The following is a 19,129-nucleotide window of genomic DNA, read 5'->3' on the forward strand; positions in this document are numbered from 1 at the left end:
TTTTATTTATATTAGTTGTCCTTTCTGTTCACTCAAATACCTGACAAATGAAAATTGGCATCCTTGGCAGTGGCCCGGTAGGACTTACGTTAGCTGAAGGTCTGGTGATGGCAGGTCATGATGTTGTTTTGGGTACCCGCAATCCCTCTAAAGATTCACTACAACAGTGGTTAAAGAAAATAGGCCCAAAGGTAACTACCACCACTTTCCGCGAAGCAGCTGCCCAGGGAGAACTACTTGTCATATGCACCAGTTGGGCAGGTACCCAGAAAGCAATTGAAGCTGCCGGTTTATGGAATTTCAAGAATAAAGTCGTTGTAGATGTTACCAACCCTCTGGATGGTAAAGGTCCGGATAAACAGGGACGCTTATCTTTTTCCCTGGGGCATACTAATTCTGCCGGTGAACAGCTGCAGGCCTGGTTACCCCCAGACTCCCATGTAGTAAAGGCGCTCAGTTGTATAGGTCATGAGTCCATGTTCCGTCCAATGGAAGAACAGAACGCACCTACGATGTTCATCTGCGGGAATAAACGCGCTGCCAAAACAGCGGTTACCACACTACTGGCTGAGATGGGCTGGCATGATGTGGTAGATATGGGCAGTATAGAAATGAGCCGGAACATAGAACCGCTCAGTATCCTCTGGTATGCCTACGGCTTCAGAACAGGCACCTGGACACATGCCTTTAAGCTGGTCTTAAAGGGATAATTATCTCTCCTTTATATTGATAAAGAAATTAGGATCTACCTTAAACTGCTTTTTATCGGACATGGTGAAAGTCGTTGTCTGCCACTTCTTTCCAGGATAAATAAACCGGTAACCATCATCACTCAGTGTCACCTTCACAGGCATATTAAAGTCAATAACGTCCGTCACCCAACGGAACTGTAACTGTGTTCCATTAAAGTGATATTCCAGAGTAGGGATAGAGGTATGCAACAGGTATTGCTCAAATACCTTGTCGAAATTCATACCGGTCATCTCGTTAAAATAATCCGTTATCTGCCTGGCAGTCACTGTCTGATGATAGAATCGCTGGTTCATACCCCGCAGAATATCCCGGAAAACATTGTCATTGTTGACGATCTGCCGGATAGTATGGATCATGTTAGATCCCTTATAATACATATCCCCGCTACCTTCCTTGTTCACATCATAAGGCCCTACGATCGGGATATCATTCTTAATATTCTTACGGATACCGGTTACGTATTCAAATGCTGCTTTAGGGCCATACTCACATTCAGTAAACAGTGTTTCCGAATAGTTGGTAAAGCTCTCATGGATCCACATATCAGCAATATCCTTACTGGTGATGTTATTCCCAAACCACTCATGCCCGCTTTCATGTATGATGATGAAATCCCATTTTAATCCCCATCCACTGGCAGAAAGGTCCCTTCCGGAATACCCCATCTGGAACTTATTACCATATGCCACAGCACTCTGATGCTCCATACCCAGGTAAGGTGCTTCCACTAATTTGTAACTGTCCTGGTAAAAAGGATACTTCCCGAACCAGTATTCAAAACAGCGAAGCATAGGTTTTACCACCTCAAAGTGTTTAGTAGCTGTATCCTTGTTATAATCTATTACCCAGTAAGAAAGATCGAGTTTTCCGCCTTCTCCCTGGTAAGAATCTTTGATCTCTACATAACTGCCCACATTCAATGCAACGTCATAGTTATTGATTGGGCTGCTCACATACCAGACGAAAGTGGTGGTATAGTCCTTATTATCAAACTGCTTTTTCAAGCGGCCATTAGATACTGCTGTCATCAAAGGCGGCACGGTGATAGAGATGGTCATATCATCCGGCTCATCACTCTGATGGTCTTTATTAGGCCACCAGGCACTGGCGCCTAAACCCTGACAGGCAGTCGAGATCCAGGGCCTGTTCTGTTCATCCTTTTTCCACATAAAACCACCATCCCAGGGTGGGTTGATGGCAATTTTAGGTTTGCCCCGGTAGTAAATGCCAATCTTTTTAGAAGTAGAGGCCAGCTGTTTCGCCAGAGTACGTACAAAGATGGCACTGCCTTCCCGCTCATAAGCCAGCTTCACACCGTCCTGGGTAATACTGTCAACTTCCATTGGCGGCTGCAGATCAATCTGCATGATACTGTCGGTTTTTAATATCTTGTAGGTTATTATGTTGTAACCGGTAATGGTACTGTCCCCGGTAAATACATTTACGTGCAGGTCGTAATTCTGTACATCCCACCAGGCACGTCCAGGTGTGATACTGCCTCTTAACGAATCTGCACGGGTGAATGTTTCCTGCTGGGCATTAGCTGTCAGCGCTATCATCAAAACCATAAAAAGCATAGGAATGCCACGCATAGAAAATGGTATTTTATAACGGAAAGATAATTAATTTTCATTTGAATGCTAAACGGTTAAGAATAAATGCACAACATAATGCTAAATATTAGATTTAATCCGTACTTCACATTTTACATGAAGCTAAACAGAATATGCAGGTAAGAGCACTCATTATCATATTAATTAGCACTTTAGTTGCCTGTAAAAACACGCAACGGACTGATAAACAAGTGTTCAGGTATAATGTAACGGAAGGGATCGCTACTATGGATCCTGCTTTTGCTAAAAACCAGTCCGTTATATGGGCTGTAAAGCAAGTATATAACACCCTCGTAGAGCCTGATAATCAGTTAAATATCCGTCCATGTCTGGCTAAGAGCTGGGAAGTGGCTGTAGACCATAAAACCTTTATATTTCATTTAAGAACAGACGTTTACTTTCATGATAATGAATCATTTATAAGAGGAGAGGGGCGTAAAATGGACGCTCATGATGTGGTATATAGCTTAAAACGTATCATGGACCCTGCCACAGCCTCTCCGGGTGCCTGGATCTTCAATGGAAAAGTAGATATCAATAAAGGATTTACTGCGCTCGACGACTCTACTTTCCAGCTCACCCTGCTACAACCTTTTCATCCCATCCTGGGTATTCTCAGTATGCAGTACTGTTCCATTATCCCGCATGAAGTAGTGGAAAAATACGGTAAAGACTTCCGTAAACATCCCTGCGGTACCGGACCCTTCCAGTTCCACCAATGGGAAGAAGGGCAAAGCCTCATCCTGCATAAATATCCCCGTTACTTCGAAAAGGACAGCGCTGGCAATCGCCTGCCTTATCTGGATGCGGTAAAAGTGGGCTTCCTGGATAATAAAGCCACAGAGTTCCTCTTATTCCGGCAGGGACAGCTCGACTTCATGAATGATATTGATGCTTCCTTCAAAGACGAAGTCCTTACTAAAAAGGGATCACTGAAAAAGGAATGGGCAGGTAAAATGGTACTGGAGAAAGGGCCTTACTTAAACATAGAATACCTCGGCTTCCTGTTAGACAGCACAAAGGAAGTGGTAAAAGGATCCCCCACACGCCTGAAAAAGATACGACTGGCCATCAACTACGGCATAGACCGCGTAAAAATGATCACCTATCTCCGTAACGGAGTTGGCACACCTGCCAATGCTGGTTTCGTCCCTGCGGGTTTGCCTTCCTTCGACACCACTAAAGTAAAAGGGTACGCCTACAATCCGGCACTCTCAGCCCGGCTCTTAAAAGAAGCCGGTTACCCGGAAGGCAAAGGACTGCCTGTAATAAAGCTCTTATCGATCCCCATTTACGAAGACTTTGCCAATTACGTGGCCAACCAGTTACAGCAGGTAGGCATTAAAATACAGGTAGAAGTGATGCAAAAGGCCTTATTACTGGAGCAAACGTCCAAATCAGAAGCGCTTTGTTTCCGGGGTAGCTGGATGGGAGATTATGCAGACGCGGAGAACTACTTAGCCGTATTCTATAGTAAAAACCCGGCTCCACCCAACTATACCCGCTACGCAAACCCGGTTTTTGACCAGTTATATGAACTGTCGCTCCAGGAGAATAACGACTCCATCCGTTACAGCCTCTACCAGCAAATGGACCGTATCATAGTGGCCGATGCCCCTGTAGTACCGCTGTTTTATGACGAGGTCATCCACCTCATCCAACCCAATGTACATGGATTGGGTAATAACGGGCTCAACTCATTAGAGTTAAGAAAGGTTTACATCACCCGGTAAATTTAACATTTTATCAACATGGCTATAGTAGCTATTTGAGGTAGTATATAAACCATATCTATCCGGTGTACGTAATTATCAATATGATTTACAATCATTTTGGGCTACCTTTGGGCCCTAATTATTTACATTTTATAAATTTGAAATGACTGCGATTTTAATATTCTTTTTTGTACACTGGTTCATGTCCTTGTTTTTTCACACCTTTTTCCTTCATAGGTATGGATCCCACCAGATGTATACAGCAACTAAAGGTTGGGAGAGAGTGTTTTATTTTAGTACATGGTTTTTCCAGGGTACCTCTTATTTAGTGCCACGCGCTTATGCTGTGATGCACCGTATGCACCACGAGTACAGCGATACTGAAAAAGACCCGCATTCTCCACACTTCTTCAAAGACGTATGGCATATGATGGTACAGACCCGTGCTATGTACAACGACTTCGTTACACGTAAAAACACACCTGATCCTAAATTCACTGAAGATCCATTACCAGAGTGGGATGCAATGGACAAATTTGGTGATCATTTCGCTACCCGTATCGTATGGGCAGCAATATATATCGGTTTCTATATCGTATTTGCTCCAAGCTGGATCTGGTTCCTGCTGTTGCCAATCCACTTCCTGATGGGCCCGATCCAGGGTGCAGTAGTAAACTGGTGCGGTCACAAATACGGTTATAGCAGCTTCGATAACCATGATCAGTCTAAAAACACCAGTCCCTGGGGTATCCTGTTAATGGGTGAGCTGTTCCAGAACAACCACCACAAATTCAAAGACAGTCCCAACTTCGCAAAGAAATGGTTTGAGTTCGATCCAAGCTATCAGGTGATGAAGGTGTTTAACTTCTTGGGCATCATTAAACTGAAAACAGCAAAAGTTAAAGTAGTGAAGATGAAGGCAGCTGCCTGATGCTACTAAAGATAAACTGAAAGGCTCCGTTCATTTAGAACGGAGCCTTTTTTAATTTTATTCCCGGTATAAGACCTGGCTAATGCATACCTGCGTCATGTCTCCTTCATGTCTCCGTCGTACCTGAGCCATATTAACCGCGCACTTTTAGAATCTCCTGAAGTACCCATAAGTTGCCATCTGCAACATCGGTTTATCTCCAACAGTATCCCCGTAAGCATAAATATCATCATACCCGGAGAGATCAAACTGCTGTTTAATACGGTTCACCTTTTCAACCCCGTTACAATTCACCCCATATATCCTGCCGGTAATCTTTGAATCCCTGATCTCCAGACGGGTGCCGATACACCCGATCCCCAGACTTTCACACCAGGGCGCTACCCACTCCTGACCAGAAGCCGTTACCACACTCACCTGATGTCCTTTGGCCAGATGCTGCCGGATAGCATTCAACGCACTATCCCGTACAAGAGAAGGCAAACGCTCCCGGCAAAACTCCGCACAGCGCTCACGAAAAACTTCTTCCGGCATATTCCGGAAAAAGTATTGCAGCACTAACTGCTTGATAGCCTGGTTAGAAACCAGCTTCATCTTAAATAATACCAGCGCAGGGGAAAGGATCAGCAGCCCTGTATACAGAGACGCTTCACCCTTATGAAAGCGGATGATCTCGAACAGTGTATCCTTCCGCGTAATAGTACCATCAAAATCAAAAAAAGCAATAGATGGTTTCATATCAGAGCTTTAATTTTTTGAAAATACCTTCCGGTACAGATTTGATAATCAGCATAATATAACGCCAGAACCATTTGGTATAAACCGTATTCTTTTTAGCCTTTGCTGCTTTATAAACAGCCACAGCTACCTGTTGTGGCTGTGCCGTTAATAGCGGCGGTAAGGTGAGATTTTCTGTCATACGGGTATATACGAAACCAGGTTGTACACTCAGCACATGCACGCCTTTGTGAAACAGGCGGTTACGTAAGCCACTGAGATAAGCAGTAAAACCTGCTTTGGCGCTTCCATATATATAATTACTCTGTCGTCCACGCTCACCGGCTACAGAACTGATGCCAATGATAGTACCATTTCCACGGGCGGCATAATCATCAGCTACGATATTGAGTATAGAAACAGCGCCGGTATAATTAGTATTGATAATGCGGGTAGCTTCGGTCCAGTCGGATTGTGCCTTTTCCTGGTCGCCCAGGTATCCGAACACACAGACAGTGACATCCGGCTTCACCGGTAAACCCGCATAAAAAGCAGCATGACTGGTAAAATCAGTGGCATCAAAACTATAAGAACCTGCCTTCACATGATAACGGATCTGAAGGTCCTGTTGCAGGGCATTCAGTGAAGCGCTATTACGGGCAGCTAATTGTATATCGTATTTTTCAACGGCAAACTGACGGGCGATGGCTATCGCCATATCGGAGCCAGCTCCCAGAATAAGAACAGTAGGCATATAAAATATTTAAAATCAGGCTATTTTTCGGTTAGTAACAGCCTGTCAGATTGTACGGAGCGGAATAACTGATCTCCATTATACGTTTTAACAATAGCAGCGAATTTCTGTGCATTGGGGTAACTGCTCCAGAACACTTCCTGTTTCATTCGCGCGTCTTTAGAGAGATACAACCGGCCACCATATTGCAGTACCAGGGTATCCAGCTCATCCAGGAAGGCAAAAAGACCTTTCCGCACCGGGAAATCCAGCGCAAGGGTATAACCCTCCATTGGGAAAGAAATCAGGCTTTCCTGTTTGCCGAATACCTTTAGTACAGCCAGGAAAGATCCCCAGCCTTTGTCGCTGATCCTTTGGAGAATCGCAACCAGACCGTCTTTCTTTTCCAGCGGTAATACAAACTGGTATTGTACAAAGCCTGCCTTGCCATAACCACGGTTCCAGTGCAGGATCGCATCCAGTGGATAGAAAAATGGCTCGTAAGGCACTACATTGTTGATCTCACGTTTGGTATTCTTGTTATAATATAACCAGTTGAATGCCTTGACCGTGAACGTATTAAGTATAAAGGACGGGAGATTAAACGGAACTCTCAGTTTGCCTTTGCCCGGAACTTTTAAAATAGCTTTCCGCTGGCTTTCGCTCAACTGATCTGCAGTGGCATGTTCGCCTACTATCAGGATACTCCGGCCAAAAGCATCGCCTTTCTTCAGGCAATCAATCCAGGCCATGGAGTAAGTGTAATCATTATATTCTTCAAACAAACGGATCAGGTCTTCCAGGTTACGGGCCTTGATCTGTTTTTGTTTAATATAAGCAGTTTCAACCTTCTTTAAATAGAACTTCACCCGCGTAATGATACCCGTTAATCCCATACCGCCACAGGTAGCCCAGAACAGATCTGGTTCCACCAACGCGGAACAGGTAATAGTATCCTTATTACCGGTAATCACGTCCATACTGATGATATGACTGGAAAAAGAGCCATCCACATGATGGTTTTTACCATGTACGTCAGAGGCTACCGCGCCACCTACCGTAATGAATTTTGTACCAGGAGTAACAGGGAGGAACCAGCCTTCAGGAACGATAATCTCCAGGATCTGGTCTAAAGTAATACCGGACTGGCACTCAAAAATACCATTGACGGTATCAAAAGCCAGTACTTTATCATACTTAAGGGTAGATACACTGAAAGTTGCCAGAGAGGCGTCTCCATAGCAGCGGCCATTGCCACGCGCTATTATTGATGAATGAGAGGATATAAAATCCTGTATCTGTTCTTCCTGCGAAAATGTTGTTTCATCGCAGGAGAGAGCTGGGTAGTTGCCCCAGTTTGCCAACCGTTTTTCCATTACTCAAAAAAACTTTTGTTAGTGGGTAAATAAATAAGCACATAAAAACTAAGCACCCACAGGAGTATGGTTAATTGAATAAAACGGTCTTTATATAGGATTTTGGTGGGAGAACCTGTATTGTTCTCTACGTATGTTATTTGCAAATATCGTAATAATCCGCCAATAACAAAAAGGCAGGTATAGTAAAGGCGATAAGTATGAAAACGTTCCATGGTCTCCGGCGCCATGGTATACATCAGATAAGCCACAATGATCACGGCAGATACCAGGGCCAGCATCACATTCATGAAATCCATATTGTACCCTTTGGACGCTTTCCGCATGTCTTTTCCCAACTGACTCTTGATCAGCACATCATCCCTGCGTTTGGCGATAGCCATAAACAATGCCAGCAGAAACACCATGATCATCAGCCATTCAGACACCGCAACATTAGCAGCTACACCGCCCGCTTTGATCCTCAATACAAATCCAATTGATAAAATCAGGATATCCAGGATCGAAATATTCTTCAGTCCAAAAGTATATAATACATTGATAACAAAGTAAATACCTACAACGAATGCGAATTTTGGTTTCACATGCCAGGCCAATGCGCCACCTATTACAAGGCATAACACAAAGAAGATCAATGCCGCCGGTTTGGACACCGCTCCGGATGCCAGAGGGCGTTTACATTTAACCGGATGGTTCCGGTCTGCCTCTATATCCTTATAATCATTGATGATGTAAATGCTGCTGGCAATCAGACTGAATGCGAAAAACCCAATCAGTATTTCAACTATTTTTGACAGATCGAAGATTTCTCCGGCAAAGAACAGCGGTATATACAAGAAAAGGTTCTTTACCCAATGGGAAGGTCTAAGTAATTTAAAGTATTGCACGGGGATTAATCTTTATATCTTGCCGCCAAGATACGATGGATTATGGAACAAATGGTAACTAAAAACATCATACTTCCGTTAATTCTACTATTTTTGAGGCCATTCTGATAAATTATTCATCAATATTTCCCCCTTTGGTTATGCCACCAGTTTATACTCCATTCAGTAAAAAAAGCGCTTTCATCACTGAATTGATCATCATTATAGGATTGGCGCTTGTACCCCTTTTTGTTACATTCCCTTACCGCGTGAACATTTTTCTCTCCTGGGAAGGAGCTTACCGCCTTTCTCAGGGACAGGTTCCCTACAAAGATTTCGGATTACCATTAGGATATGGCTTCTGGTTAATGCCTGCCTTATTCTTTAAACTCTTTGGCGCACAGCTCATTTCCCTGGTAAAAGCCCAGGTATTAATGAATATCCTGGCAGGATTGGCTTTCAGATCTATTCTTAAAAGCCTGGATGTTAAGCCGGTACTGCGTATCGTTTCAGTATTACTCTTCGTATTATCTTATTCCTTCTTCAACTTCTGGCCCTGGTATAATCAGACGGTCATTGTATATGAACTCATAGGACTGGCATTCCTGTTCCGTTTCCTTACAGGTTCCAAAGGCCGTATACAGTTCCTCTTTTTATTCCTCTCCGCATTTTTCACCTTCCTGTCTTTCTTTACAAAACAGGATGGGGGTGGACTCGCACTCTTACTGTCTCTTGCTTTACTGGCCTGTAACAGCTTACAGGAAAAGAGATGGTGGGACATCCCTATGTTCCTGATTTTCTACGGATTAGTGGCTGCTATCATCATCCTGCCTTTAGTCCCTTATGGTTTCGGTTACTGGTTCAATCACGGACAGGCACCACATAATTCCCGTTTATCTTTATATGATATCATCTCCGAAATACTGGCCCAATCCCAGTGGATCAAGTTATATGTGTTGTTGTTGGTATTATGTTTGATCCCGGCTTTCCGTGAATGGAAATCCTTCTGGAGTAACAAGAAAGAAGTATTATTCGCATTGCTCACCCTGGGCATTCTGGCAGAAGCAGCCATTTTCCAGGTAACCAGTTATACTCCTCCTGATAATAACATCTTCTTCCACGCCTTTGCCTTTGCATTTATCGCTTCCCGTTTACAGGAACAATTGAAAATCAATCTTTCAACCTGGAAACCTTTTGCTATAATGACCTTGCTGGTAATGTTCTGGTGGTCCGGCACATTCTGGAAATACCTGGATAAAGTAGTGTCCCGTGTATTACCACCAAAAGGGCAGGTGAAGGAAAATGCAGATGCTGATACCACTTATGCAAAGTTCAATCCCCAGGTAAGTAAAACTGGTGAAAACGTGGTTTCCCGGAATAACTATATGAATGAAGGAGATCCGAATGATGTACCTGTTTCCGAATGGATTTTCTCAAAACTGGAGCCTTTCAAACATATCTATATGCCACCTTCTACAGTATATGGTATGGAAAGAGTGATGGCATTGCCTATTGTAAAGGAAAAGAAGGATAGCCTTAAGATGTTGAATATGACTGAATTAACACCATTGGCTAAAGCGATGCCTTACAAACTGGAAACAGGATCTGATATTCCTTTATGGTATCATCTGGGTGTAGGGATGTTCAATCAGCAGTTACACACTTACGCACAAAAGATCAGGGCGCATCATTACGATATAGTCTTATACGAATATGCGCCCGCCAATAATAACTTTTATCCTTTCGCTATTCAGCAGGAGCTGAGGGAGAATTATCACAGGATAGATACCTTCCTGGCTCCGCGTCGTCCAACCAATGCTACTATTGAAGTCTATGTGCGATAAGCACCTGAACTCTCTCTGAACAGTATTATCCAATGCCCGTTCTTCGCTTTTTAGCGAAAGATGGGCATTGGATAATATTCTTTTAAAGCCTTTTAGAAGCTTTTCAGATACTGATCATCTACTTTCTGTGAATAACTTATTTGCCAAAATAATTAGTAATACTAAATTAATTAGTATTTTCGCATTATGATAAGTGCGGAACGTTAGCACCCTTTATTGAAAAACCGACCTCTTATTTAATGATAGATTGATAATAAACTTCAATATCCATTAATTCGCACAAAAGATTGTCTATTAATTTATTAGATTAATTTAATACCTGCAATAATGACTACGTGGTTGTATGATGGCACTTTTGACGGTTTCCTATCCTGTGTATTTGATATGTACTGGCAGCGGAAAATGGACATCCGTATCCGCAAGGAACAGGAACATATCCGTGGCGCTTATGAAGATGTAATTTTCATGCCTACCATTATCGCAAATGCTGAACGTGTATGGGCCGGTTTAAATAAGAAAGTATCTCCGGATCACCTGCAGCAGTTCTTCTCCTGTTACCTCTCAGAGCTGCCTGCTGAAGAGGATAACATGGTAGGATACATCCGTTATGTACTTGGTAATAAACTATCTGATGAAAGTAACTTACATAGCAACCACATAGCGCAGCTCTCTAAAAAAGTATACCGGGAAAAACACCGTATGGAAAGCCTGGTGAGCTTTCAGCTGACCAAAGACAATATCTATTATGATATTATCTCTCCGGATTATAATGTATTACCCCTTATCGCCGGGCATTTTAAAGAACATTACACAGATCAATACTGGCTGATTTATGATAAGCGCCGCCGCTTTGGTATCTATTATAACTTACAGCAGGTAGAAACGGTGAGATTACAGTTTAATGAGAACCAGGAAGCCCGTTACCATCATTCAGGGAACATCTGGGCCCCGGAAGAAGTATTTTATCAGCAGATATGGGAAGCCTGTTATAAAGATCTGCCCATTGGTAACCAGCGCTTACAGATGCAGCATATGCCCAGGAGATACTGGAAGTACCTGGCAGAAAAATCAATCAAATAAACTCAACTGCGGGTCTGGTGGTTTGGATTTCCCCATCACCGTCCTGCCGCCATGCCTCCAGGAATCATTCCTTTCCCTGGCTATCACCTGATCAAAATTCTCATTCGGGATAAAGTCCTTTTCAAGCTGTTGAGATAACACAGATAATTTCCGGATCGCATCCTGTTTATCCGTCTGCCCAATCTTGGCCTTATTCACCGCATCCCGTAACGTATTAATTGTCTCATCATACACATTCACCGGTACCGGAAAAGGATGCCCATCCTTCCCGCCATGCGCAAAGGAAAATCTTGCAGGATCCGTAAACCGGGAAGGCGTACCATGAATCACCTCACTTACCAGCGTCAACGACTGCAAAGTGCGGGGACCTAACCCTTCCAGCAACAACAAAGACTCAAAATCAAGCAGTTCTCTTTCATGTGCCAGCGCCAGCACACTTCCTAATCGTTTCAAATCCACATCCTTCGCCTTTACATCATGATGTGAAGGCATCACAATACTCCGTATTTCAGGTAGTAGTTTAGCAGGGTTCTCCTTCACCAGTTGTAACAACCCCGCTTTGGTAGACATCGCGTCCTTATCCGTTAAGTTAAGGATCAGCCCCTGGTTCTGTCCATATATAAAAGTATGTGGTGTCTCCGTAAAGTGCTGAAAAGCAGCAGAATGCCAGTGATAACGTCTGGCCATGCCGCTGGCATCATTCATTCCCTGCTGTACCACAGACCAGTCGCCTTCATCAGAGACAATAAAAGAGTGTAAATACAACTGAAACCCATCCTGCACGGCCGTATTATCTACTTTAGCCGCCAGTTTGCTGCTACGCACTAACATCTGGGCATTCAACCCCGTCTTCTCCGCCACCAGCAACAATTCTTCCGGTGTTTGTTTGGAATGTTTCCCTTTACCGCCACAAATGTAAATCCCGAACTCCTTTGCATGCGGGTTCACGGCCTTCTTCAACGCACCCATCACACTCGTCGTAATCCCGGAAGAGTGCCAGTCCATTCCCATTACACAACCCAGGGCCTGGAACCAGCAGGGATCACTCAGACGGCGCAATACCTCCGCCTTACCATAATCCGCAAGGATGGTTTCCACAATGGCGCCACCCAGCAGGCTCATTCGTTTTGCGAGCCAGAGGGGAACATGACCATAATGAAGGGGGAGATCTGCGTAAGCACGTGACATAGGTTACAAAAATACGCATTGGCACAATTCTTTCCAGCATTGGGGGTAATCATTCAATTATTGTTTTAACCTGATAATAAGAACTCATGAAAATGCAAACGAGGGATCTCAACAACAAATCAATAACAGTACGTCTCGCTTTATATAAGGTAGGTATCACTGCCTGTCTGGCCATCATCATCAGTATATTCCTTTTCGCCTGTGGTAGCGCGAATAACAGCAGCAATACAGATACTACTGCTTCTATGCAGAGCGATACATCCTCCATTGCGCCGGTAGATACTGCAGCCGTGTATCCGGACACAACAGGAGTGAAGCCAGATACCACACCTGTACACTAATTGTGCGCTAACGTCTACTAATTGTGGAATTTGGTTCCACCAATGTGTTGACCTTTATAAGATCTTGTTGACTGTAAAAAAAAAATATTTGTGTGCGATGCACACTATGTAGAGAAAGGTAAAAGAAGGGGACCATATTGGTTCCCTTTCTTTTTTTGTACAGGCTAAAATATTTACCTTTCCAGCCCGTCATAACCTATAGTACTTCTTTCAGAAGTTATCCCTAATAACAGCTCATGCAACAAAATACTAAGGTTAACATCAGTTCATTTAAGAAAACGTTTCGCTTATACAAATACGTAAAGCCTTACTGGCCAGCCTTCAGCCTGGGTTTGCTGTTCCTTTTCCTCTCAAGCATAGCCAACCTGGCCTTCCCAAAGCTACTGGGCCAACTGGTTGATTCCGGTACCGGTAAACAAATGGCTGAAGCCATTAATCATACAGGTCTGCTGCTGGTTGGAATACTGTTAGCACAGGGCGTTTTCGGTTACCTGAGGATCATCCTCTTCGTAAATGTGACAGAGAAATCGCTTGCCTCATTACGACAACACATTTATAACCACCTGATCCAGCTGCCAATGCGTTTCTTCTCCGGCAGGAGAGTGGGAGAGCTGGGCAGCCGTATCTCTTCAGATATTTCCCTCTTACAGGAAACATTCACCACCACCGTCGCAGAATTCATCCGTCAGCTGATCATCATTGTAGGAGGAATTATCCTGTTGCTGCATACTTCCCTGTATCTGACACTGCTGATGCTCTCATCTCTTCCCGTAATCATGGTAATCGCCTTTTTCTTCGGACGTATTTTCCGCCGTTATTCTAAAAAGGCACAGACACAAGTGGCTGAAGCTAATACGATTGTAGAGGAAACCTTACAGGGAATTCTCAATGTGAAAGCCTTCGCGAATGAGTTCTTCGAAATGAAGCGCTATAAGAAGAAAACGACCGAAGTTGCCCATACCGGTATCAAAGCGGGTACCTTCAGAGGGGTGTTTGCTGCCAGTATGATCCTTGGTATTTTCGGCGCCATGATAGCCGTCATCTGGCAGGGCGCATTGATGATCGCTGCTGGTAAACTGGCTGCGGGAATGCTCTTTTCCTTCATTCTCTATTCAAGTTTTATAGGTGCCTCTGTAGCGGGACTGGCAGAAGTATATGCCAGTATTCAGAAAAGCATTGGTGCTACAGAAAACTTACTGGAGATCCTCGATGAACCGGCAGAACCTATTACAGACAGCGCTAAAATTGCCCCTGAACATCAGCTTACTGGTCAGATCTCTTTTAATCACCTTACGTTCCGTTATCCTTCAAGAGATGATTTACAGGTATTGGAAGATATCTCTTTTGATATCACTGCAGATCAGCAGGTTGCATTAGTGGGGCCAAGCGGTGCGGGCAAGAGTACCATCGTATCCTTACTGTTACGCCTGTATGATCCTGTTGCCGGTAACATACTATTCAATGGGAAAGATATCAGCTCATTCCCTTTATCTGCTATCCGTAGCCAGATGGCCATCGTTCCTCAGGATGTATTCCTGTTCGGTGGTACTATCCGTGAGAATATTGCCTATGGCCGGCCGGATGCTCCTGTAGAAGAATTGATAGCGGCTGCTGAAAAGGCCAATGCCTGGGAATTCATACAACGCTTCCCGGACGGACTGGATACGATTGTTGGCGAACGTGGCGTACAACTTTCCGGTGGCCAGCGCCAGCGAATTGCTATCGCCAGGGCGGTACTTAAAAACCCCCGCATCCTGATCCTGGACGAAGCTACTTCTGCCCTCGATGCTGAATCCGAAAGACTGGTGCAGGATGCACTGGAGAAACTGATGGAAGGAAGGACCTCTATTGTCATTGCTCATCGCCTGAGCACTGTACGTCAGGCAGATAAGATTATCGTACTGGATAAAGGGCAGATTGTAGAGCAGGGCACCCACCAGGAACTGGTACTAATGGAAGGCGGACTGTATAAGAATCTCAGCGAAATGCAATTCACTCACTAAGACTACATATACGGTTTCATCTCATCCTCAATATTTTGTCTCAGGTCCATTAACTTTCTTGCATAAGCTTCCATTTCCCTGGCAGCAGGTGTTTGCGGTGTCCACTTAGGTACAGCAACCGTTTTACCTTTATCATCCACCGCAGCAAAAACCATCACACAATGCGTGGTTTTAATCCTCGTCTGATGACGGGGATTTCCCGCCTGTACATTGATAGCAATATGCATACTGCTATTCCCTGTAAGGATAATAGTAGCTGTAATCTCTACCATATCCCCGATAGCGATCGGCTTAAAAAAACGGATCCCCCCAACATAAACGGTTACGCAATATTGCCCGCTCCAGTTGGCGGCACAGGCATAACCTGCCTGGTCAATCCATTTCATTACTGCACCTCCATGTACTTTGCCTCCAAAGTTCACATCAGATGGTTCTGCCAGAAAACGTAGCGTAACGGTGTTTGTGGTGGTATCTATCATCAGCCCTAAAATAATAAATGCAAGTTAATAACTTGCATTTATTATATAATGTTTTAAATATCATTATTATTCTCCGGCTGATCCTCTTTCTTATTCTTTTTCTTCGCCGTTTCCATCTTCCCGAACCTCCATGACATATTCAACCGCAGTTCACGACTCGCTCTCTTCCTGTAATACTCCTGATCCGACAAGTCCGTAGTAGTATAAGAAAGTGTTCTATCAGTGTTAAATATATCATTCAAACCCAGGGATATAGCCAATGTACGTTTCTTCAAAAACTCCTTCCTTACCGCCATATCCACACTGTATTTAGCAGCTCTTTCTCCCTGTGGCAATATCTGCTTCGACTCATAATTCCCCGTTACCTGCAAACTTAAATTATACGGCAGTTTGGTATTACTGTTGATCTTACCAAACCAGGCAAATCCCTGGTTAGATAAATTACTCTGTAAATTCCCCGCATTGATCTTAGTTTGAAACAGGTTGAGGTTAGTCGTTACATCCCAGTAACTTGTGATCTGATCACGTACTGTAAACTCAGCTCCATAAGCATTCCGCGTATCCGCATTTACAGGATAAGTCAAGACCACTTTCTGAGATTGCCCATTAATCGTCAACACCGTATCTGTAGAGAAATCAGTAATCGCATTATTCGTATTTCTATAATAAAGTGATACTAAAACATTATGCTTCTTATTGAAATCCTTCAGATAACTCATCTCAAAAGAGTTGGTATACTCCGGTCTGAGTGCCGGATTACCACGGCTCGCACTCTGCGCACTATATTGAAGATCCGGCAGCAGATCCCTGAACCATGGACGTCTCACACGACGACTATAATTCAACTGCACCTCATGATCTCCTTTAAACTTCTGGGAAAGGAATAAGCTGGGAAACAAGCTGATAGGATATTTTATCTCATAATTGTTTTTACCAATACTTTTCATCTCTCCGTTATAGTTAGACTGCTCCGCACGTAAACCCGCCATGTATCCAAAGCTACCCGCACTACCGGTATAACTTACATAAGCTGCATTGATCGTTTCACGATAATGATAATCATTGGAAAGAGAAGAGTCTAAAACATAATCACCGGAAGAGAAATCTTTCCCCATAGTATTCAGCTTATTATTGAAAATACGGCTGGTAGTACGTAACCCCGCTTCCAGTTTAGAAGTCTCTGAAAAAGGATTCACATAATCAATCTGGCCGGTCAGGTAAGTGGTATTTCCTTTACCAACACCATAACGGGTCTCTGGCTGATTAGGCGTATCAATGGCTACATGGTCCATCGTATAATACTGAAGATCATAGTTAGAACCATCTTTACTGGTAGCATAGTTATAAGTGAAATCACCGGTCAGTTCATGCCCCTGTCTGGCAAAAGTATGTTTGTAACCCATCTGGGTTGTATAGTTACGCCAGCTATGTGTACCATTATCTATACCGGTACCAAAACGTACCTGCTGTTGTTGCTCGTTTAAATTATATAAAGTGAGATTACTGTAATCATTAAAATCTCCTCCCATAATTCCCTGGGAAATACTGATAGTATTCCGGTTATCAGCAAACCAGTCAAACCCTATACGTCCAAACTGGAACTTCCTCGTATTATCGCCATTATTGTACTGGTCCAGGTAAGTGGTCGTATCCGTACCAATATTCTTACGGAACAAATGTGAATTGGTAGCACCTTTACGGGTCCTCATATTCCAGCTCAGGGAAACAGCATATTTCTCACGGCGAACGTTCAGATCTAAACCGCCATTCACACCACCCAGAGTAGAAACACCTGCACTTACCTGTCCGTTAATCCCCGCTTTCCTGTTCTTTTTCAATACGATATTGAGGATACCGCTCACACCTTCCGCATCATATTTCGCTGAGGGATTAGTCACCACCTCTATATTGGCGATGGCATCTGCAGGGATCTGATCCAATGTAAGCGTGGTAGGACGCCCATCCACAAATATAGTAGGCGTACCATTTCTTACACTCACATTACCGTCTATATCCACACTCACAGATGGCACCTGTTTCAACACATCAGTAGCCGTACCGCCAATACTTGACAGGCTCTTTTCTACATTAAAGACACGTTTGTCAATTGCCATAGTATAAGCAGGTTTTTCACCCACAATTTCCACCCCGGCCAGCGACCTTACATTTGCCTTCAGTTTGATATTCCCAACATCAATACTATTAGTTTTAGCGTTGAGGCTAACTGTTTTATAAACGGTTTCATATCCTATGAAATTTACCTTCACCAGGTACTTGCCAAAGGCTACCTCAGGAAAATTGAAGTCTCCGTTTGTTTTAGATAACATCCCCGTAAGTGTAGTTGAATCGGCAGAACGTAATATAGATACGGACGCATATTCTACCGGGGCATTGGTTTGTGCATCCACCAGTTTTCCGTATAGAACACCGGTCTCCACCGGTTTAGACCCTGATTGCTGGGCATAGGAGTGAAAAAAGAATGATAATGTCATTCCCAAACATAAAGTGACAACTTTCTGCATGATTCAAAATACTTTTCTAAAGTGAGCCTGTAACGGTATTAAAAGTAATAGTAATTGGAAAAAGAAAACACGACTTTTGGATGAATGGCGGTAAGGGTTCTGTATCTTTGCAAGCTCTGTTATTTTCCGAATCAATGCTTTATGCCAAACGACTACCGACCGGACTGGGACATTTATACCTGTCACATAGAAGATAATCCAGCTATTATTGGACTGGATCTTGACTTACGGCGTTTCGCTCCTCTCAATAATAAACCATTCGCGGTACACATTTCTGTATACCTTAATGACCCGCGGCCTGACGGCTTTCCAAAAGGAACAGAGTTTGAAATATTAGGGGAGATAGAAGACCACCTGGTACAACAGTTAGAATTAACCTTACACGCCCATTTTGCCGGCCGGACCATCTCCGCCGGTGTTCGTGATTTCTACTTTTATACTGCCGATCCCTTACTCCACGATAAATTTATCACAGATGCCATGACCCGCTTTCCCGGGTATAAATATGACTATGGAGTAAAAGAAGATAAAAACTGGGAACTGTACTTCGACTTCCTCTTTCCGGATATCCAGGAATTTCAGCGCATACAGAACCGCAAAGTGTTGCGTACGCTGAAACAACAGGGGGATATCCCGGAAAAAGAACGGCATATCGATCACTGGATCTTCTTCAGCACCGAAGCCGACAGGGACCGGTACTGGAAAACGATCCAGTCTCAAAGATTTACAGTAGAAGGCTGGCCCCTGGAAAAAGATGGAGAGCTGCCCTACGGATTACAGATTTCCAGGAATGATAAAACCGACGAAGATAGTATTGATATAACAGTCATGTACTTATGGGAGTTAGCCCGTGAAATGAATGCACGTTATGATGGGTGGGAAACCGTAATTGTGGCACAATAATTAAGTACTTTATGAGTTGTTTCATTATAGGGGCAAGAAATTGCCCGTGATGATTCATTAATTTT

16 protein-coding genes are annotated in these 19,129 nt (G+C 43.6%); 8 read left to right on the forward strand and 8 right to left on the reverse strand.

What is annotated here, in order from left to right:
* Positions 1-47 precede the first annotated feature (47 nt).
* Positions 48-710: an NADPH-dependent F420 reductase gene (locus BMW86_RS31675; protein WP_089787873.1), complete on the forward strand. Its 663-nt coding sequence runs from the start codon at positions 48-50 to the stop codon at positions 708-710.
* On the opposite strand, the gene BMW86_RS31680 is transcribed toward BMW86_RS31675, so the two are convergent.
* Entirely contained in the window at positions 711-2,345 is a 1,635-nt protein-coding gene (locus BMW86_RS31680) for a M1 family metallopeptidase (protein WP_089787875.1), read from the reverse strand.
* A 134-nt stretch (positions 2,346-2,479) separates the two neighbouring features.
* On the opposite strand from BMW86_RS31680, the gene BMW86_RS31685 reads away from it, so the two are divergent.
* On the forward strand, positions 2,480-4,099 hold the full coding sequence (locus BMW86_RS31685) for an ABC transporter substrate-binding protein (protein ID WP_089787877.1): 1,620 nt from the start codon (positions 2,480-2,482) through the stop codon (positions 4,097-4,099).
* Between the two features lie 145 nt (positions 4,100-4,244).
* Positions 4,245-5,012, forward strand: a complete 768-nt coding sequence (locus BMW86_RS31690) for an acyl-CoA desaturase (protein ID WP_089787879.1) — start codon at positions 4,245-4,247, stop codon at positions 5,010-5,012.
* A 147-nt stretch (positions 5,013-5,159) separates the two neighbouring features.
* On the opposite strand, the gene BMW86_RS31695 is transcribed toward BMW86_RS31690, so the two are convergent.
* Genes BMW86_RS31695 through BMW86_RS31710 form a run of 4 tightly spaced genes read right to left on the reverse strand, consistent with a single transcriptional unit; the run spans position 5,160 to position 8,725 of the window.
* Entirely contained in the window at positions 5,160-5,750 is a 591-nt protein-coding gene (locus BMW86_RS31695) for an HAD family hydrolase (protein ID WP_089787881.1), read from the reverse strand.
* Position 5,751: 1 nt separating this feature from the next.
* Positions 5,752-6,483, reverse strand: a complete 732-nt coding sequence (locus BMW86_RS31700) for an SDR family oxidoreductase (RefSeq protein ID WP_089787883.1) — start codon at positions 6,481-6,483, stop codon at positions 5,752-5,754.
* Between the two features lie 20 nt (positions 6,484-6,503).
* Complete coding sequence (locus tag BMW86_RS31705; RefSeq protein ID WP_089787885.1) at positions 6,504-7,838, reverse strand: FAD-binding oxidoreductase; 1,335 nt, start codon at positions 7,836-7,838, stop codon at positions 6,504-6,506.
* Complete coding sequence (locus BMW86_RS31710) at positions 7,838-8,725, reverse strand: decaprenyl-phosphate phosphoribosyltransferase (protein WP_089787887.1); 888 nt, start codon at positions 8,723-8,725, stop codon at positions 7,838-7,840. Before BMW86_RS31710 ends, BMW86_RS31705 begins: the two co-directional genes overlap by 1 nt.
* A gap of 140 nt (positions 8,726-8,865) precedes the next feature.
* Between BMW86_RS31710 and BMW86_RS31715 the strand changes: the two genes are divergently transcribed.
* Positions 8,866-10,548 carry a hypothetical protein gene (locus BMW86_RS31715; protein WP_089787889.1) on the forward strand — a complete coding sequence of 561 codons (1,683 nt, stop codon included), beginning with the start codon at positions 8,866-8,868 and terminating at the stop codon, positions 10,546-10,548.
* Between the two features lie 327 nt (positions 10,549-10,875).
* A complete protein-coding gene (locus tag BMW86_RS31720) occupies positions 10,876-11,628 on the forward strand; it encodes a TIGR03915 family putative DNA repair protein (protein ID WP_089787891.1) in 753 nt (250 codons plus the stop codon).
* Here the strand turns inward: BMW86_RS31720 and BMW86_RS31725 are convergent.
* Positions 11,617-12,816 carry a DUF763 domain-containing protein gene (locus tag BMW86_RS31725; RefSeq protein ID WP_089787893.1) on the reverse strand — a complete coding sequence of 400 codons (1,200 nt, stop codon included), beginning with the start codon at positions 12,814-12,816 and terminating at the stop codon, positions 11,617-11,619. The two genes, BMW86_RS31720 and BMW86_RS31725, sit on opposite strands and share 12 nt — an antisense overlap.
* An 86-nt stretch (positions 12,817-12,902) precedes the next feature.
* On the opposite strand from BMW86_RS31725, the gene BMW86_RS31730 reads away from it, so the two are divergent.
* Both BMW86_RS31730 and BMW86_RS31735 read left to right on the forward strand, forming a co-directional pair.
* Positions 12,903-13,157, forward strand: coding sequence for a hypothetical protein (locus tag BMW86_RS31730; RefSeq protein ID WP_089787895.1), 255 nt, complete (start codon positions 12,903-12,905; stop codon positions 13,155-13,157).
* Between the two features lie 236 nt (positions 13,158-13,393).
* On the forward strand, positions 13,394-15,160 hold the full coding sequence (locus BMW86_RS31735; RefSeq protein WP_089787897.1) for an ABC transporter ATP-binding protein: 1,767 nt from the start codon (positions 13,394-13,396) through the stop codon (positions 15,158-15,160).
* Between the two features lie 2 nt (positions 15,161-15,162).
* On the opposite strand, the gene BMW86_RS31740 is transcribed toward BMW86_RS31735, so the two are convergent.
* Positions 15,163-15,639, reverse strand: coding sequence for an acyl-CoA thioesterase (locus BMW86_RS31740; protein WP_089787899.1), 477 nt, complete (start codon positions 15,637-15,639; stop codon positions 15,163-15,165).
* A 53-nt stretch (positions 15,640-15,692) separates the two neighbouring features.
* Positions 15,693-18,161 (reverse strand): TonB-dependent receptor, encoded by a 2,469-nt coding sequence (locus tag BMW86_RS31745; protein WP_089787902.1) that lies wholly within the window; start codon positions 18,159-18,161, stop codon positions 15,693-15,695.
* A gap of 141 nt (positions 18,162-18,302) precedes the next feature.
* Here BMW86_RS31745 and BMW86_RS31750 point away from each other — a divergent pair, with 141 nt between their 5' ends.
* Positions 18,303-19,064 (forward strand): DUF695 domain-containing protein, encoded by a 762-nt coding sequence (locus tag BMW86_RS31750; RefSeq protein ID WP_177189460.1) that lies wholly within the window; start codon positions 18,303-18,305, stop codon positions 19,062-19,064.
* The last annotated feature ends 65 nt before the right edge of the window (positions 19,065-19,129 follow it).

It is taken from the genome of Chitinophaga sp. YR573 (assembly GCF_900110995.1).
Classification (GTDB): Bacteria; Bacteroidota; Bacteroidia; order Chitinophagales; family Chitinophagaceae; genus Chitinophaga.

Excerpts from the sequence above, each read along its gene's own strand:
- BMW86_RS31675 (WP_089787873.1), top strand. The coding sequence starts at position 48 with ATGAAAATTGGCATCCTTGGCAGTGGCCCGGTAGGACTTACGTTAGCT.
- BMW86_RS31680 (WP_089787875.1), bottom strand. The coding sequence starts at position 2,345 with ATGCGTGGCATTCCTATGCTTTTTATGGTTTTGATGATAGCGCTGACA.
- BMW86_RS31685 (WP_089787877.1), top strand. The coding sequence starts at position 2,480 with ATGCAGGTAAGAGCACTCATTATCATATTAATTAGCACTTTAGTTGCC.
- BMW86_RS31690 (WP_089787879.1), top strand. The coding sequence starts at position 4,245 with ATGACTGCGATTTTAATATTCTTTTTTGTACACTGGTTCATGTCCTTG.
- BMW86_RS31695 (WP_089787881.1), bottom strand. The coding sequence starts at position 5,750 with ATGAAACCATCTATTGCTTTTTTTGATTTTGATGGTACTATTACGCGG.
- BMW86_RS31700 (WP_089787883.1), bottom strand. The coding sequence starts at position 6,483 with ATGCCTACTGTTCTTATTCTGGGAGCTGGCTCCGATATGGCGATAGCC.
- BMW86_RS31705 (WP_089787885.1), bottom strand. The coding sequence starts at position 7,838 with ATGGAAAAACGGTTGGCAAACTGGGGCAACTACCCAGCTCTCTCCTGC.
- BMW86_RS31715 (WP_089787889.1), top strand. The coding sequence starts at position 8,866 with ATGCCACCAGTTTATACTCCATTCAGTAAAAAAAGCGCTTTCATCACT.
- BMW86_RS31720 (WP_089787891.1), top strand. The coding sequence starts at position 10,876 with ATGACTACGTGGTTGTATGATGGCACTTTTGACGGTTTCCTATCCTGT.
- BMW86_RS31725 (WP_089787893.1), bottom strand. The coding sequence starts at position 12,816 with ATGTCACGTGCTTACGCAGATCTCCCCCTTCATTATGGTCATGTTCCC.
- BMW86_RS31730 (WP_089787895.1), top strand. The coding sequence starts at position 12,903 with ATGAAAATGCAAACGAGGGATCTCAACAACAAATCAATAACAGTACGT.
- BMW86_RS31735 (WP_089787897.1), top strand. The coding sequence starts at position 13,394 with ATGCAACAAAATACTAAGGTTAACATCAGTTCATTTAAGAAAACGTTT.
- BMW86_RS31740 (WP_089787899.1), bottom strand. The coding sequence starts at position 15,639 with ATGATAGATACCACCACAAACACCGTTACGCTACGTTTTCTGGCAGAA.
- BMW86_RS31745 (WP_089787902.1), bottom strand. The coding sequence starts at position 18,161 with ATGCAGAAAGTTGTCACTTTATGTTTGGGAATGACATTATCATTCTTT.
- BMW86_RS31750 (WP_177189460.1), top strand. The coding sequence starts at position 18,303 with ATGCCAAACGACTACCGACCGGACTGGGACATTTATACCTGTCACATA.